The organism is Streptomyces sp. NPDC046870 (assembly GCF_040704595.1).
In the GTDB taxonomy this organism is placed as follows: Bacteria; Actinomycetota; Actinomycetes; order Streptomycetales; family Streptomycetaceae; genus Streptomyces; species Streptomyces argyrophylli.
Genome location: NZ_JBEYXM010000002.1, coordinates 175,989 through 188,804, shown reverse-complemented (window position 1 = coordinate 188,804; position 12,816 = coordinate 175,989). Strand labels below are relative to the sequence as shown.

At 72.6% G+C, this 12,816-nt stretch carries 16 protein-coding genes; 6 read left to right on the top strand and 10 right to left on the bottom strand.

Annotated elements, in window-relative coordinates; translation table 11 throughout:
* Positions 1 to 23: 23 nt before the first annotated feature.
* The 3 genes from AB0946_RS05320 to AB0946_RS05310 all read right to left on the bottom strand — a co-directional run bounded on the left by AB0946_RS05320 (position 24) and on the right by AB0946_RS05310 (position 2,135).
* A complete protein-coding gene (locus tag AB0946_RS05320; protein WP_366759275.1) occupies positions 24 to 1,133 on the bottom strand; it encodes an RNA polymerase sigma factor SigF in 1,110 nt (369 codons plus the stop codon).
* A 17-nt stretch (positions 1,134 to 1,150) separates the two neighbouring features.
* Positions 1,151 to 1,567, bottom strand: coding sequence for an anti-sigma regulatory factor (locus AB0946_RS05315; protein ID WP_171152933.1), 417 nt, complete (start codon positions 1,565 to 1,567; stop codon positions 1,151 to 1,153).
* A 307-nt stretch (positions 1,568 to 1,874) separates the two neighbouring features.
* Complete coding sequence (locus AB0946_RS05310; RefSeq protein ID WP_171152931.1) at positions 1,875 to 2,135, bottom strand: UBP-type zinc finger domain-containing protein; 261 nt, start codon at positions 2,133 to 2,135, stop codon at positions 1,875 to 1,877.
* Positions 2,136 to 2,196: 61 nt separating this feature from the next.
* Between AB0946_RS05310 and AB0946_RS05305 the strand changes: the two genes are divergently transcribed.
* The gene (locus AB0946_RS05305) at positions 2,197 to 3,780 is read left to right on the top strand and encodes a Na+/H+ antiporter (RefSeq protein ID WP_366759274.1); all 1,584 of its coding nucleotides are present in this window, start codon (positions 2,197 to 2,199) and stop codon (positions 3,778 to 3,780) included.
* A gap of 83 nt (positions 3,781 to 3,863) precedes the next feature.
* Here AB0946_RS05305 and AB0946_RS05300 read toward each other — a convergent pair whose 3' ends face one another.
* Positions 3,864 to 4,796 carry a pyridoxal-phosphate dependent enzyme gene (locus AB0946_RS05300; RefSeq protein ID WP_366759273.1) on the bottom strand — a complete coding sequence of 311 codons (933 nt, stop codon included), beginning with the start codon at positions 4,794 to 4,796 and terminating at the stop codon, positions 3,864 to 3,866.
* A gap of 207 nt (positions 4,797 to 5,003) precedes the next feature.
* Positions 5,004 to 5,597: an N-acetylmuramoyl-L-alanine amidase gene (locus AB0946_RS05295; protein WP_366759272.1), complete on the bottom strand. Its 594-nt coding sequence runs from the start codon at positions 5,595 to 5,597 to the stop codon at positions 5,004 to 5,006.
* A gap of 298 nt (positions 5,598 to 5,895) precedes the next feature.
* Here AB0946_RS05295 and AB0946_RS05290 point away from each other — a divergent pair, with 298 nt between their 5' ends.
* From AB0946_RS05290 to AB0946_RS05275, 4 genes are all read left to right on the top strand, one after another.
* Positions 5,896 to 7,302, top strand: coding sequence for a family 2B encapsulin nanocompartment shell protein (locus AB0946_RS05290; protein WP_366759271.1), 1,407 nt, complete (start codon positions 5,896 to 5,898; stop codon positions 7,300 to 7,302).
* Positions 7,303 to 7,414: 112 nt separating this feature from the next.
* Positions 7,415 to 8,560: a family 2 encapsulin nanocompartment cargo protein polyprenyl transferase gene (locus AB0946_RS05285; RefSeq protein WP_366759270.1), complete on the top strand. Its 1,146-nt coding sequence runs from the start codon at positions 7,415 to 7,417 to the stop codon at positions 8,558 to 8,560.
* Between the two features lie 201 nt (positions 8,561 to 8,761).
* Complete coding sequence (locus AB0946_RS05280) at positions 8,762 to 9,016, top strand: hypothetical protein (protein WP_366759269.1); 255 nt, start codon at positions 8,762 to 8,764, stop codon at positions 9,014 to 9,016.
* Between the two features lie 35 nt (positions 9,017 to 9,051).
* A complete protein-coding gene (locus AB0946_RS05275; RefSeq protein ID WP_366759268.1) occupies positions 9,052 to 9,426 on the top strand; it encodes a DUF952 domain-containing protein in 375 nt (124 codons plus the stop codon).
* Positions 9,427 to 9,450: 24 nt separating this feature from the next.
* Here AB0946_RS05275 and AB0946_RS05270 read toward each other — a convergent pair whose 3' ends face one another.
* From AB0946_RS05270 to sodN, 4 genes are all read right to left on the bottom strand, one after another.
* On the bottom strand, positions 9,451 to 10,218 hold the full coding sequence (locus tag AB0946_RS05270) for a VOC family protein (RefSeq protein ID WP_366759267.1): 768 nt from the start codon (positions 10,216 to 10,218) through the stop codon (positions 9,451 to 9,453).
* Positions 10,219 to 10,300: 82 nt separating this feature from the next.
* Positions 10,301 to 10,717, bottom strand: a complete 417-nt coding sequence (locus AB0946_RS05265) for a VOC family protein (RefSeq protein ID WP_366759266.1) — start codon at positions 10,715 to 10,717, stop codon at positions 10,301 to 10,303.
* A gap of 35 nt (positions 10,718 to 10,752) precedes the next feature.
* Positions 10,753 to 11,154 carry a helix-turn-helix transcriptional regulator gene (locus tag AB0946_RS05260; RefSeq protein ID WP_014674927.1) on the bottom strand — a complete coding sequence of 134 codons (402 nt, stop codon included), beginning with the start codon at positions 11,152 to 11,154 and terminating at the stop codon, positions 10,753 to 10,755.
* Positions 11,155 to 11,302: 148 nt separating this feature from the next.
* Positions 11,303 to 11,698: a superoxide dismutase, Ni gene (gene sodN, locus AB0946_RS05255; protein ID WP_014674929.1), complete on the bottom strand. Its 396-nt coding sequence runs from the start codon at positions 11,696 to 11,698 to the stop codon at positions 11,303 to 11,305.
* A 144-nt stretch (positions 11,699 to 11,842) separates the two neighbouring features.
* Between sodN and sodX the strand changes: the two genes are divergently transcribed.
* A complete protein-coding gene (gene sodX, locus AB0946_RS05250) occupies positions 11,843 to 12,277 on the top strand; it encodes a nickel-type superoxide dismutase maturation protease (protein WP_366759265.1) in 435 nt (144 codons plus the stop codon).
* Here sodX and AB0946_RS05245 read toward each other — a convergent pair.
* Positions 12,181 to 12,810, bottom strand: coding sequence for a CGNR zinc finger domain-containing protein (locus tag AB0946_RS05245; protein WP_132788601.1), 630 nt, complete (start codon positions 12,808 to 12,810; stop codon positions 12,181 to 12,183). The two genes, sodX and AB0946_RS05245, sit on opposite strands and share 97 nt — an antisense overlap.
* Positions 12,811 to 12,816 lie beyond the last annotated feature (6 nt).

Genomic DNA, 12,816 nt, shown 5'->3' with positions numbered 1-12,816 from the left:
CCGAGCGGGGACTCACCGCCCGCTCACTCCTCCACAAGGAGCTTCTCGCGGAGCTGCGCCAGCGTGCGGGCCAGCAGGCGGGAGACGTGCATCTGGGAGATGCCCACCTCCTGCGCGATCTGCGACTGGGTCATGTTGCCGAAGAAGCGCAGCAGCAGGATCCGCTTCTCGCGCGGCGGGAGGTCCTCCAGCAGCGGCTTGAGGGACTCGCGGTACTCCACACCCTCCAGCGCCTCGTCCTCGGCGCCCAGGGTGTCGGCGACCGCCGGTGACTCGTCGTCGGTGTCGGGGACGTCCAGGGACAGGGTGGAGTACGCGTTCGCGGACTCCAGGCCCTCCAGGACCTCCTCCTCGGAGATGGCGAGCTTCTCGGCCAGCTCGTGGACCGTCGGGGAACGGCCGTGCAGCTGGGACAGCTCGGCCGTCGCGGTGGTCAGCGCGAGCCGCAGCTCCTGGAGCCGGCGCGGCACGCGGACCGCCCAGCCCTTGTCGCGGAAGTGCCGCTTGATCTCGCCGACGACGGTCGGTGTGGCGTAGGTGGAGAACTCCACGCCACGCTCGGGGTCGAACCGGTCGACGGACTTGATGAGACCGATGGTGGCGACCTGGGTGAGGTCGTCCAGCGGCTCGCCGCGGTTGCGGAACCGGCGTGCCAGGTGCTCCACGAGCGGCAGGTGCATACGGACCAGCTGGTTGCGCAGCTCCGCGTACTCCGTGCTGCCCGCCGGCAGCGCGCGCAGCTCGACGAACTTCGCCCGCGCACCGCTGCGGTCCTGGGCGTCGTGCTGCACGGCCTGTACGGCCTCCGCGCCCAGCGCGTCGTCCTCGGCGTGTCGCTCGTGCTCGCTCATCGTCCCGCCCGTAGCCCTTCCCCGAGCCCTGGCCCCCGCGCGGACGGTGGGTCCGGCGCCGCCGCGTGCCTTCGGTGGCGTGCCCGTGGCACCGTCACCGACGACCCGCGCGGAGTCGTCCTCCGGGTGCGGTCTGGCCTGCTCGGGGATGCCGTCGATGCCGTCCGCCATGCGCCGGGAACCGTCCCGGGGGCCTGCCCCGGGGGTCTCGGCGTCGCCCGACCAGGAGGCACCCCCGTCCCCGGTCGGCAGCTCCCGTGTGCCGCGCTCTTCGTCCCGCACCGGCCCGTCCCCGTTCCTCACGCCGGCCCGGGGCCGGCGCCACGCTGTTTGTAGAGACTGATCGACACCGTCTTGTCCTCGTCCACGGCGGACGAGACCTTGCCCGCGAGGGCCGACAGCACGGTCCAGGCGAAGGTGTCCCGCGAGGGGGCGTGGCCGTCCGTGGTCGGCGCCGACACCGTGACTTCCAGTGAGTCGTCGACGAGCCGGAAGACACAGCTGAGCACCGACCCGGGCACGGCCTGCTGGAGCAGGATCGCGCAGGCCTCGTCCACGGCGATGCGCAGGTCCTCGATCTCGTCCAGGGTGAAGTCCAAGCGGGCCGCGAGACCGGCCGTGGCCGTCCGCAGCACCGACAGGTAGGCACCCGCAGCCGGCAGCCGGACTTCCACGAAGTCCTGGTTCGACGCGGGCTCGCCTGCGATCTGGGACACCCTCACCTCCATGGTGGTACAAGCTTTACGGGGCCGAGGGTCGCCCCCCGGGGTAACGCGTGAGTGGTTCAAGCGGTGACGCTATCGCGCTCCGAACGTTTCTGTCCCCGGGACCCCGACCCCCTGGCGTCACTCACAGTAAAGCTGTGGATACGCTCCGTGTCTAGGGGGTTCGCGGGCCCAAATGGGAAGAGCGCGCGCCGGGTTGACGTACCCAGACGTCAGACGCTCGAACCGTCGTGCGGCAGCCGCCGCATGCAGTGTCACACGAGAACGCGGTCGGACGGGATGCTCTCGGGGAGAACGCTCAGACGAGTACGTGGTCCACGAAGCACCACCGCCAGTCCTCGCCGGGCTCGAACGTCCGCATCACCGGATGACCGGACTGCGCGTGGTGCTCCGTCGCGTGCCGTCCCGGCGAGGAGTCGCAGCAGCCGACGTGGCCGCAGGTGAGGCAGAGTCGCAGCTGGACCGGGTTCGTGCCGTCCCGCAGGCACTCCGGACAGGTCTCGTCGAGCGGCTTCGGTTCCGGGTGCGGCAGCGCGTCGGCGTGCGTGCACTGTTTCATGATTGCCAGATTACGACGGTTGTGCGGGTTGCCGCGCGAAAGACGAGGGTGGGCGAGGACCATGGACGTGATGCCGCTGCTGTTGCTGGTGGCGGGCAGTGCCGCGGTGGCCGCGGCGGCGCGGCGTACCCCCGCACCGGCGCCCCTGCTGCTCGTCGCGGTCGGTCTGGCGGTCTCCTACATCCCCGGCGTGCCGTCCTACACCCTCGATCCGCACATCGTCCTGCCGCTGCTGCTGCCCCCGTTGCTGTACACGTCGGCGAGCGACAGCTCCTACCTCGGTCTGCGGGCGCAGATACGGCCGGTGGCGCTGCTCTCGGTGGGATACGTGCTCTTCGCGACCGTCGTGGTCGGCTGGGTCGCGTATCTGATCGTCCCCGGGCTGCCGCTGACCGCCGCGCTGGTGCTGGGCGCGGTGGTGGCACCGCCGGACGCGGTCGCCGCCACGGCGGTCGCACGCCGGGTGGGCCTGCCGTCCCGGATCACCACCGTCCTCCAGGGCGAGTCCCTGCTGAACGACGCCACGGCGATCACCGCCTACAAGGTGGCGCTCGGCGCCGCCATCGGGGAAGGGGCCACCTGGGCGGGCGGCATCCGCGAGTTCGCGCTCGCCGCGGTCGGCGGTGTCGGGATCGGTCTCGTCCTCATGGCGCCCCTGCACTGGCTGCGCACCCACCTGACCGAGCCCCTCCTGCAGAACACGCTCTCCCTGCTCATCCCGTTCGTCGCCTACGGGGTCGCGGAGCAGGCGCACGCCTCCGGGGTGCTCGCGGTGGTGGTCGTCGCCCTCTACCTCGGCCACCGCGCCTGGGAGGTCGACTTCGCCACCCGCCTCCAGGAGGGCGCGGTGTGGAAGATGGTCGCCTTCGTACTGGAGTCCGCGGTGTTCGCCCTGATCGGTCTGCAGCTGCCGATCGTCCTGAAACGGCTCGGGGAGTACGAGGGCGCCTCCGCCGCCTGGTACGCGGTCGCCGTCTTCCTGGTCGTGGTGGTGGCCCGGTTCGTCTGGGTCTACCCCGCCACCTTCCTGCCCCGCCTCCTGTCGAAGCGTGTCACGCGGCGCGAACAGAACCCCACCTGGCGGGGCGCGATGGTCACCTCGTGGGCCGGAATGCGCGGTGTCGTCTCCCTCGCCATCGCCTTCGCCATCCCGCCGACCATGCCCGCCGGCCCGCGCAACCTGATCCTCTTCCTGACCTTCACCACCGTCATCGGCACCCTCGTCGTGCAGGGCGTGACGCTGCCGCCGTTGATCCGGCTGCTGAAGTTCCCCGGCCGCGACCGGCAGGCCGAGACGCTGGCCGAGGCCAACGCCCAGGCCCAGGCCTCCCGGGCCGCCGAGGCGCGGCTCGACGAACTCCTCGCCGACGAGCGCAACACCCTGCCCGAGCCGCTCGCCGACCGGCTGCGCATGGTCCTGGAGCGCCGCCGCAATGCCGTCTGGGAACGGCTCGGGCAGGTCAACCCGATCACCGGCGAGTCCGTCGACGACACCTACCGGCGGCTGTCGCGCGAGATGATCGGCGCCGAGCGCGAGGTCTTCGTCAGGCTCCGCGACCTGCGCTACATCGACGACGAGATGCTGCGCGCCCTGCTCAGACGCCTGGACCTGGAGGAGGCGGCGGCCTACCGCGAGGCCGGTTAGGGCCTCTCGTCCGGATCATGCCGGGCTCGCGGGCCCTGGCACCGCGCCTCGCGGCTGATCCGGCCTGATCCAAACGAAAGACCCTAGCCCGCCGCTGCGCCGTCCGCAGCGGCCGGCGCGGGTTCCGGGAATGGCCGCCCCGTGACGACGGCGGCGATCGTCGTCCCGCGCGCGAAGGCGTTCTCCGACGCCAGGGCGGCCAGTCCGAACAGCAACTTGGCGACATAAAGACGCTCCACGGCCAGCCCGTGCCGTTGCTCGAAGTCCTGTGCGAACGCCTCCAGGTCCGGTGTCGTACGGGCGTAACCGCCGCAGTGGAAACGGTCGTCCAGGGACCAGGTGCCGCTGCGGGCGCCGAAGGCACGTTCCTGCAGCGCCTGTACGTCGGCCTCCAGGAAGCCGCCCTTCAGGACCGGTACGCCGAGTGCGCGCTGGCCGGGCGCGAGTCCGGCGGCGAGGCCGGCGAGGGTGCCACCGGTGCCGCAGGCGACCGCGACGACGTCGGCCCGGCCGCGCAGTTCCGTGCCGAGGGCGCGGCAGCCGCGTACCGCCTCGGCGTTGCTGCCGCCCTCGGGTACGACGTACGCGTCCTCGGCGCCGGCCGCGCGCAGGATCCCGGCCAGGACCTCGGGTTCGGTCTTGCGGCGATATGTCGATCTGTCGACGAAGTGCAGCCGCATGCCGTCGGCGGCGCACCGGGCCAGGGACGGGTTGAGGGGGCGGCCGGCCAGCTCGTGGCCGCGGACCACGCCCGTGGTCGGCAGGCCCAGCAGGCGGCCCGCGGCGGCGGTGGCCCGCAGGTGGTTGGAGTAGGCCCCGCCGAAGGTGACCAGGGCGCGCCCCCGGGCTGCCGCGATGTTGGGCACCAGCTTGCGCCACTTGTTGCCGACCAGTTGCGGGTGGATGAGGTCGTCCCGCTTGAGCAGCAGCCGGAGCCCGTGGCGCTCGAACCGGGCGTCCCGCACCTCGTGCAGGGGCGAGGGGAGACGGGGGCTGAGCGGGCCGGGGCTGGTCACGGCTTCATTGTCGCCGGTACGGGGGCCGGGCGGGGGCGGGGTCGCCCACCGGCGCCGGCAGGGGTGCCGCCGGGCGGCCCGAGGGGACGGGCGGAACCGCGCGACCGGCCACGGCGGACCCGTGAACCCAGGGCGGCCCCGGCCCTGGGGTCTTTCGTTTGGATCAGGCCGGACCCCGCGAGCCCGGCATGATCCAAACGAGAGGCCCTAGTCCTTCAGCCGTTCCCGCACCCGCTCCCGCAGCCAGGACATCGCGAAGCCCCGGGGGTCCACCTTCCCCGGCTGCCACTCCCGGTGGCCGATGACCGACCGTTCCGTCCATCCGTGGTGCCGGCACACCGCGGCGGCGACCCGCTCGATCGCCTCCAGCTGTTCGTCCGGCCACGGATCCTCCCCGTCGCCGAGGTTCTCGCACTCGAAGCCGTAGAAGTGCCGGTTGCCGTCGGTGTTCGCCTCGTTGTCCGGCGGCAGCCCCTTCTCGGCGATCACCGCGCGCAGCACCTCGTCGTCCCCGAGCCCGGCGTGGTTGGCGCGGCCGTAGCCGACCAGGTGGACCGTGCCGTCCTTGGTGATCACGCCGTGGCACAGCGGCCCCGGCAGCTCCGGGTGACCGTCCCGGCACAGCTCCACCGTGCGCGCGCCGCCCTTGGTCACCGTGTGGTGGATCATCACGCCGTGGACCGGCCCCCAGGGGCCCTTGTGATTGCGGTTGTGGTGCCGCCAGTCGCCGACCTCGACGACCGTGACGCCCTCCGCCCTGAGCGCGTCCAGGAAACCGCTCGCCGACATGGGTGGGGCCATGCCCGACTCCTTCGTGCCGTGCCCGTGCGGCCGCCGGTCGCGGCCACCGGATGTCCAGCCCGCTTCTACCGAAACCGGACGTCCCATGACACATCGTTCGTATGGTGTGCGAGCCGATCCGGACAGACGGGGCATGCCCCGCGGGCCGCGGCGGGATCGCCGCTCGTGCCCGGTAATCCGATGATCCATTCCCGCTCTTTCGGGTAATGGCGCGCACACGCTCCGTGCTGGGACGCTCGATGCGAGACCGGTGCCCGGCGCACTTCGGCACCGGGCATACATGGGAGGGCATTTCTCTATGTCGGTAGGCGAAGAGGTCCGCACGGATCAGGGCAGGCCGCAGCAGTCCCTCGGGACGGCGGCCGCGCGGAACCTGGCCACCACCACCAAGTCCGTTCCGCAGATGCAGGAGATCAGCTCCCGCTGGCTGCTGCGCACGCTTCCCTGGGTGGACGTCCAGGGCGGCACGTACCGGGTGAACCGGCGTCTGACGTACGCCGTCGGCGACGGCCGGATCACCTTCGTGAAGACCGGCAACCAGGTGGAGGTCATCCCGAACGAACTGGGCGAGCTGCCGGCCCTGCGGTCGTACGAGGACGAGGAGGTGCTGACCGAGCTGGCCCGCCGCTGCCGGCAGCGCGACTTCGCGCCCGGCGAGGTGATCGCCGACTTCGGCAACCAGGCGGACGAGGTCTACCTGCTCGCCCACGGCCGGGTGGAGAAGGTCAGCACGGGTCCCTACGGCGACGACGCCGTCCTCGGTGTCCTCGCCGACGGCGCCTACTTCGGCGACCAGGCGCTGATCGACCCGGAGGCGATCTGGGAGTACACCGTCCGCGCGGACACCTCGACCACGGTGCTGATCCTCAGCCGCCAGGACTTCCAGCAGGTCGCGGAGCGCTCCGACTCGCTGCGCGCGCACCTGGAACGGCTGCGTTCGATCCCCGCGCAGCGGACCAACAGGTACGGGGAGAAGGAGGTCGAGCTGGCGGCCGGCCACTCCGGCGAGCCCGACATCCCGCACACCTTCGTGGACTACGAGCCACGGCCGCGCGAGTACGAACTGAGCATCGCCCAGACCGTGCTGCGCATCCACTCGCGCGTGGCCGACCTCTACAACCAGCCGATGAACCAGACCGAGCAGCAGCTGCGGCTCACGGTCGAGGCGCTGAAGGAGCGCCAGGAGCACGAGCTGGTGAACAACCCGGAGTTCGGTCTGCTCAGCAACTGCGAGTACGACCAGCGGATCCAGCCGCACGACGGCGTGCCGAGCCCGGACGACCTGGACGAGCTGCTCAGCCGCCGCCGCGGCACCAAGCTCCTGCTGGCCCACCCGCGCGCCATCGCCGCGATCGGGCGCGAGCTGAACAAGCGGGGACTGGTCCCGGAGACCATCGACATCGCCGGCAACCGCATCCCCACCTGGCGCGGGGTGCCGATCTACCCGTGCAACAAGATCCCGATCAGCGAGGCGCGTACGACCTCCATCATCGCCATGCGTACCGGCGAGGCCGACCAGGGCGTCATCGGCCTCAGGCAGTCCGGCATCCCGGACGAGATCGAGCCGAGCCTGTCCGTCCGGTTCATGGGCATCAACGAGCAGGCCATCATCCAGTACCTGGTGACGGCGTACTACTCGGCCGCGGTCCTGGTGCCCGACGCGCTCGGCGTGCTGGAGAACGTCGAGATCGGCCGATGGAGGTGACGTTTCCGCACGTCGCGGCCGTGTCCCCGCCCTCCGGGGCGGGTAGGCCCTCGGGGTACGCGTCCGGCCGGGCCGGTGACGTCGTACTCCGCGGTCCTGGTGAGGGGGAGGCATGGCCGAGTTCATGACGGAGACCGAAGAGCGTTCCTCCGGGGTGCCGCGTCCCGGCACCCCGGGGGAACCACCGGACAGGGCCGGGGACGGCGCCGCCGGTCCGCTCGAAGGGCACGAGGCGGCGGCCCAGCTGGAGCGCGCCCGGAAGCTGGTCGACCCGGAGCTGCGCGCGGCCGTGGAGTCGCTGCCCGGCTCCATGTGCCGGATCGCCGGCTACCACTTCGGCTGGCAGCACGCCGACGGCACCCCGGCGGCGGGCAACGCGGGCAAGGCCATCAGACCCGCGCTCGTGCTGGCGGCCGCCGCCGCGCTCGGCGGTCCGGCGGCCCGGGCGGCGGCCGTGCGGGCGGCAGCGGCGGTCGAACTGGTCCACAACTTCACGCTGCTGCACGACGACGTGATGGACCGGGACACCACCCGCCGCCACCGGCCAACGGCGTGGACCGTGTTCGGCGACGCCGACGCGATCCTCGCCGGGGACGCCCTGCAGGCGCTGGCCCTGCGGCTGCTCGCCGAGGATCCGCACCCGGCCTCCATGCCGGCCGCGGCCCGGCTCGCGGCCTGTGTCGTGGAGCTGTGCGAGGGCCAGCACGCCGACACCGACCTGGAGCGGTGCGCGCCGGACGCGGTCACCCTGGACGAGGTGCTCGTGATGGCCGAGGCCAAGACCGGCGCCCTGCTGGGCTGTGCCTGCGCGCTCGGCGCGCTGTACGCGGGCGCGGGTGCGGAGGAGGTGGCCGCGATGGACGGCTTCGGCCGGCAGGCCGGGCTGGCCTTCCAGCTGATCGACGACGTCATCGGCATATGGGGAGACCCGCGGCACACCGGCAAACCGGCCGGCGCGGATCTCGCCGCCCGCAAGAAGTCCCTGCCGGTGGTGGCGGCGCTCACCTCCGGCACGCCGGCGGCGGCCGAGCTCGCCGCGCTGTACGGGACGCCGTACCGCGAGGAGGAGGCGGAGGCCGGGGAGATCGCGCGTACGGCGCTGGCGGTGGAACGGGCCGGTGGCCGGGACTGGGCGCAGGCCGAGGCGGCCGACCGGATGGCCCGGGCCATGCAGGAGCTGGCCCGCGCGGTCCCCGATCCGGAGGCGGCGGGCGGTCTGCTGGCGCTCGCCGAGTTCGTGACCCGGCGCACCAGCTGAGGGCCGCCCGTCCCGGCGGCCGAGAAGAACCCGGAGCCCCCGGGCCCGTGCGGCTCCTGACCCCGTGCGGTCATCGGGAGGCTCCGGCCAGGCGGCCCCCGCACACCCCGACGGTGTGCGGGGGCCGCCGATCCCTCCCCACGGACCTCGGGGCCGCCGCGGGAAGGAGCGCCGAGGGCGCCACCGCTCTACCCTGGTGGCATGGACAGCGAGGGCCACGCCTGTCCCGTCTGCGGACAGCCCGTGGAAACGGTCGTCAAGCGGCACAAGACCCTGGGCGCCTGGGTACCGGTCTGGGGCCCCGGGCCCTGCCGCAACCCCGGCTGCGCGACGTACGACGAGACCGGTCCCCGGTCCGCCGGGCAGCAGCGTTCCGCCGGTGCGCAGGCCAGGCCGGACGGCGGCAGCGGTCCGGAACGCCCGACGGCGGCGGGCACCGGGGACAGCGCCGGCTGAGCGCCCGGAAGGCGGGGGCCCCGTAGCGTGGGCGCATGCCGAAACTGCCGTACATCCTCCACATCACCGAGCGCTCCCTGTGGGAGGCGGCGCGTGAGCGCGGCGCCTACGAGATGTCCACCAGGGGCCGCACCCTCCAGGAGGAGGGCTTCATCCACTGCTCCACCCGCGAGCAGCTCCCGCGCATCGCCGACTTCCTCTACGGCGGCTACGACGGCCCGGACGAACTGGTCGTGCTGGTCGTGGACCCGGCACGGGTCGGCGCTCCGGTGAAGTACGAGTCCGCCGAGCCGGGCGGGGAGGAGTTCCCGCACGTGTACGGGCCCGTACCGGCGGAGGCGGTGGTGGACGTGGAGCCGTGGGACCGGGACGGGGGGCCGGAGCGGGAGGTGGGAAAGGCGGACCACTGACACCCCGACGGTCCCGCGTGGCGGTCAGCCGGCGCCGGCGCCCTGCTCACGGTGAGCACCGCCGGCCGGCAGTCCGCCCGTCTCCGGGTCGCGGCCGGTCAGGCAGTACGTGCCGCCGGCCGGGTCGCGCATCACCGTCCAGTGGGAGCCGTCGCGTACGGCGACCGCGCCCAGCCGCTCGTGCCGCGCCCGGACGGCGGCGATGTCCGCGCAGGCCAGGTCGAGGTGGGCCGAGGCAGGGCGCTCCTCGCCGAGCCGCTGGAGCAGCAGCCGAACCGGAAGGCCCGGCGGCGGCAGCAGGACGGTGAACTCCGGCCGGGAGCCCGCCTGCCGCTCCCATCCGGTCAGCGCGGCCCAGAACGCGGACTCGGCGTCGTACCGGGACGGCGGGACGTCCAGGCACACCTGGTCCAGACGGCTGCCGGACACCACCGGCGGCCGCACCGTCTCCCCGTGCCAGGGCACGGCGCAGAACGCCTGCCCTGCCGGAGAGCGCAGTACGGCCCAGTCGCCGTGGTCCGCCACGAGACCGGCGCCGAGCCGCCGGGCGAGTGCCGTCGACTCCCGTACGTCCTCGACGCACAGGTCGATGTGGGCGCCGCCGTCGCCCTCGGTGACGCCCTGGAGCTTCACGGCGGGGTCCGTGCCCTCGGGCAGCAGGGTCACGAACTGACCGTGCTCGCCTCGGGACGCGGAGAGCTGGGTGCCGGTGACGGCCGTCCAGAAGGCGCACGCGTCGGCGAGGCGCGCGGCCGGGCGGTCGGCGAAGGCGTACGTCCAGCGGATCGTCATCCGGGGAGTCTAGGCGGGCGATGACCTGACAGGGCGACGGGAGTTCAGCGGCCGGAGCCGGCGCGGAGCCGGCGGGCGGGGCTCAGCGCGTGGGACGTTCGATGAAGCGGAGCTGGTTGCCGGCCGGGTCGCGGAAGGCGCAGTCGCGCACCCCGTACGGCTGGTCCATCGGCTCCTGGAGGACGTCGGCGCCGGACTCGCGGACCCGCTCGTACAGCGCGTCGCAGTCGGGCGTGGTGAAGATGACGCCGCGCAGCAGGCCCTTGGCGAGCAGTTCGTTGAGCGCCTGCTTGTCCGTGGGGGAGGCGTCCGGGCTCGCGTCCGGCGGCTCCAGGACGATCTCCACGTCGGGCTGGAGCGGGGAGCCCAGGGTCACCCAGCGCATCCCCTCGAAGCCCACGTCGTTGCGGATCTCCAGGCCGAGCACATCGCGGTAGAAGGCGATGGCCTTGTCGTGGTCGTCCACGGCGAGGAAACACTGCGCGAGTTTCACGTCCATGGACCCACCCTAGAACCGGGGTGCGGGATCGCGCCTCAGTACGGGCGGCGGCGCGGCCGGGTCAGCCTGCGGGCCACACAGGGCGGGATCGCCGCGGTCTCCTCGTGGTCGCGGGCGCGGTAGGCGCTCGGCGTCTCGCCGACCAGCTCGGTGAACCGGGAGCTGAAGGAGCCGAGCGAGGTGCAGCCGACGGCGAGGCACACCTCGGTCACGCTGAGGTCCCCCCGGCGCAGCAGGGCCTTGGCCCGCTCGATCCGCCGGGTCATCAGGTAGCCGTACGGCGTCTCCCCGAACGCCTTGCGGAAGCTGCGCTGGAAGTGGCCCGGGGACATGAGGGCGTCACGGGCCAGCTCGGTCATGTCGAGCGGCTCGGCGTACTCGCGGTCCATGCGGTCGCGCACGCGCCGCAGCCGTCTCAGGTCCTCCAGGGCGGTCACCCGGTCAGCTTCGCACGGACGCGCCGCGCAGTGCCGGGAAAAGACCGCACCCGGTCCGTCAGGACGCCGTGGGCGGCGGGCTGGGGACCGGGTGCGGGCTGGAAGAGCCGCGGTTCGGGAACCGCGGGTCAGAAGGCGCGGGACGAGCTCAGGCCTTCTTGGTCTCCCAGAAGATCTTGTCGATCTGGGCGATGTAGTCCAGAGCCTTCTGGCCCGTGGCCGGGTCGGTGGACGCCTTGGCGGCCGAGAGGGCCTTCAGGGTGTCGTTGACCAGCTGGTGCAGCTCCGGGTACTTCTCGAAGTGCGGGGCCTTGAAGTAGTCGCTCCAGAGCACGGAGACGTGGTGCTTGGCCAGCTCCGCGCGCTGCTCCTTGATGACGGTGGCGCGCGCCTGGAAGTGGGGGTCGTCGTTACCGGCCATCTTCTCCTGGACGGCCTTCACCGACTCCGCCTCGATGCGGGCCTGGGCCGGGTCGTACACGCCGCAGGGCAGGTCGCAGTGGGCGCTGACCTTGACCTTGGGGGCAAACAGGCGGGAAAGCATGGAGCATTCCTTCCTCGTGATCGTCTTCTCAGGTGCGACATTACTCCCTGTGGAAGGCGATTTCTCGGGTGCCCCCTAGGGCTTAGGACAAAAGTCCAGGGTGAGACTGAGACTGGTGGAGGAACGGACCGGGGAGGTGCCGGGATGCCGGAGCTGTCGCAGGAGACCGAACGGGGGAGGGCCGTGGCGCCCTTCGGACTGGCCGAGGTGACCGGCCCGTCCATGGTGCCCACGCTGCACCACGGGGACCAGTTGCTGGTGCGGTACGCGGGTGTGGTCAGGCCCGGGGACGTCGTGGTGCTGCGTCATCCGTTCCAGCAGGACCTGCTGGTCGTCAAGCGGGCCGTGGAGCGGCGCGAGGGCGGCTGGTGGGTGCTCGGCGACAACCCGTACGCGGGCGGGGACAGCACGGACTACGGGGTCGTGCCCGAGGAGCTGATCCTCGGCACGGCCAGGTTCCGGTTCCGCCCGCTGCGGGCCGGTCAGCGCTCGCCGCTCGCGCTGCTGCGCTGGGCGCTCTCGGCGGCGAGGCCGCTGCTGCCCGACCGGTCGGCCTCCAGGCGCTTGCGGGCGCGGTAGGCGGCGACGTTGGCGCGGGTGGCGCAGCGGTCCGAGCAGTAGCGGCGGGAGCGGTTGGTCGAGGTGTCCAGGTAGGCGTTGCGGCAGGGGGCGGCCTCGCACAGGCCGAGCCGGTCGACCCCGTACTCGGTGAGGTGGAAGGCCAGGCCCATGGCCGCGATCGCCGCGTAGCCGGCGGTGGCGTTGGACGGGTGGTCGGCCAGGTGCATGTGCCACAGCGGGCGGCCGTCCTCGTCGCGGTGGTCGTGCCCGGAGATCTGCGGGCTGACCGGGAACTCCAGCAGCAGGGAGTTCAGCAGGTCCACGGCCAGGGTCTCGTCGCCCTGGTCGGCGGCCTCGAAGACCCCGCGCAGCCGCGCCCGTACCGAGCGGAAGCGCGTGACGTCGGCGTCGGTGGCGCGGCGGGCCGCGGACGCGTTGTCGCCGAAGAGATCGCGGACGGCCTCGACCGTGGTCAGGGTGTCCCTGCCCCGGGCCGGTTCCTCGCTGTTGACGAGACGTACGGCGTAATCCGAGTAATAGGCCAGTTCCACTTGTAG

Excerpts from the sequence above, each read along its gene's own strand:
- sodN (WP_014674929.1), bottom strand. The coding sequence starts at position 11,698 with ATGCTTTCCCGCCTGTTTGCCCCCAAGGTCAAGGTCAGCGCCCACTGC.
- AB0946_RS05305 (WP_366759274.1), top strand. The coding sequence starts at position 2,197 with ATGGACGTGATGCCGCTGCTGTTGCTGGTGGCGGGCAGTGCCGCGGTG.
- AB0946_RS05275 (WP_366759268.1), top strand. The coding sequence starts at position 9,052 with ATGCCGAAACTGCCGTACATCCTCCACATCACCGAGCGCTCCCTGTGG.
- AB0946_RS05290 (WP_366759271.1), top strand. The coding sequence starts at position 5,896 with ATGTCGGTAGGCGAAGAGGTCCGCACGGATCAGGGCAGGCCGCAGCAG.
- sodX (WP_366759265.1), top strand. The coding sequence starts at position 11,843 with ATGCCGGAGCTGTCGCAGGAGACCGAACGGGGGAGGGCCGTGGCGCCC.
- AB0946_RS05310 (WP_171152931.1), bottom strand. The coding sequence starts at position 2,135 with ATGAAACAGTGCACGCACGCCGACGCGCTGCCGCACCCGGAACCGAAG.
- AB0946_RS05265 (WP_366759266.1), bottom strand. The coding sequence starts at position 10,717 with ATGGACGTGAAACTCGCGCAGTGTTTCCTCGCCGTGGACGACCACGAC.
- AB0946_RS05295 (WP_366759272.1), bottom strand. The coding sequence starts at position 5,597 with ATGGCCCCACCCATGTCGGCGAGCGGTTTCCTGGACGCGCTCAGGGCG.
- AB0946_RS05280 (WP_366759269.1), top strand. The coding sequence starts at position 8,762 with ATGGACAGCGAGGGCCACGCCTGTCCCGTCTGCGGACAGCCCGTGGAA.
- AB0946_RS05270 (WP_366759267.1), bottom strand. The coding sequence starts at position 10,218 with ATGACGATCCGCTGGACGTACGCCTTCGCCGACCGCCCGGCCGCGCGC.
- AB0946_RS05285 (WP_366759270.1), top strand. The coding sequence starts at position 7,415 with ATGGCCGAGTTCATGACGGAGACCGAAGAGCGTTCCTCCGGGGTGCCG.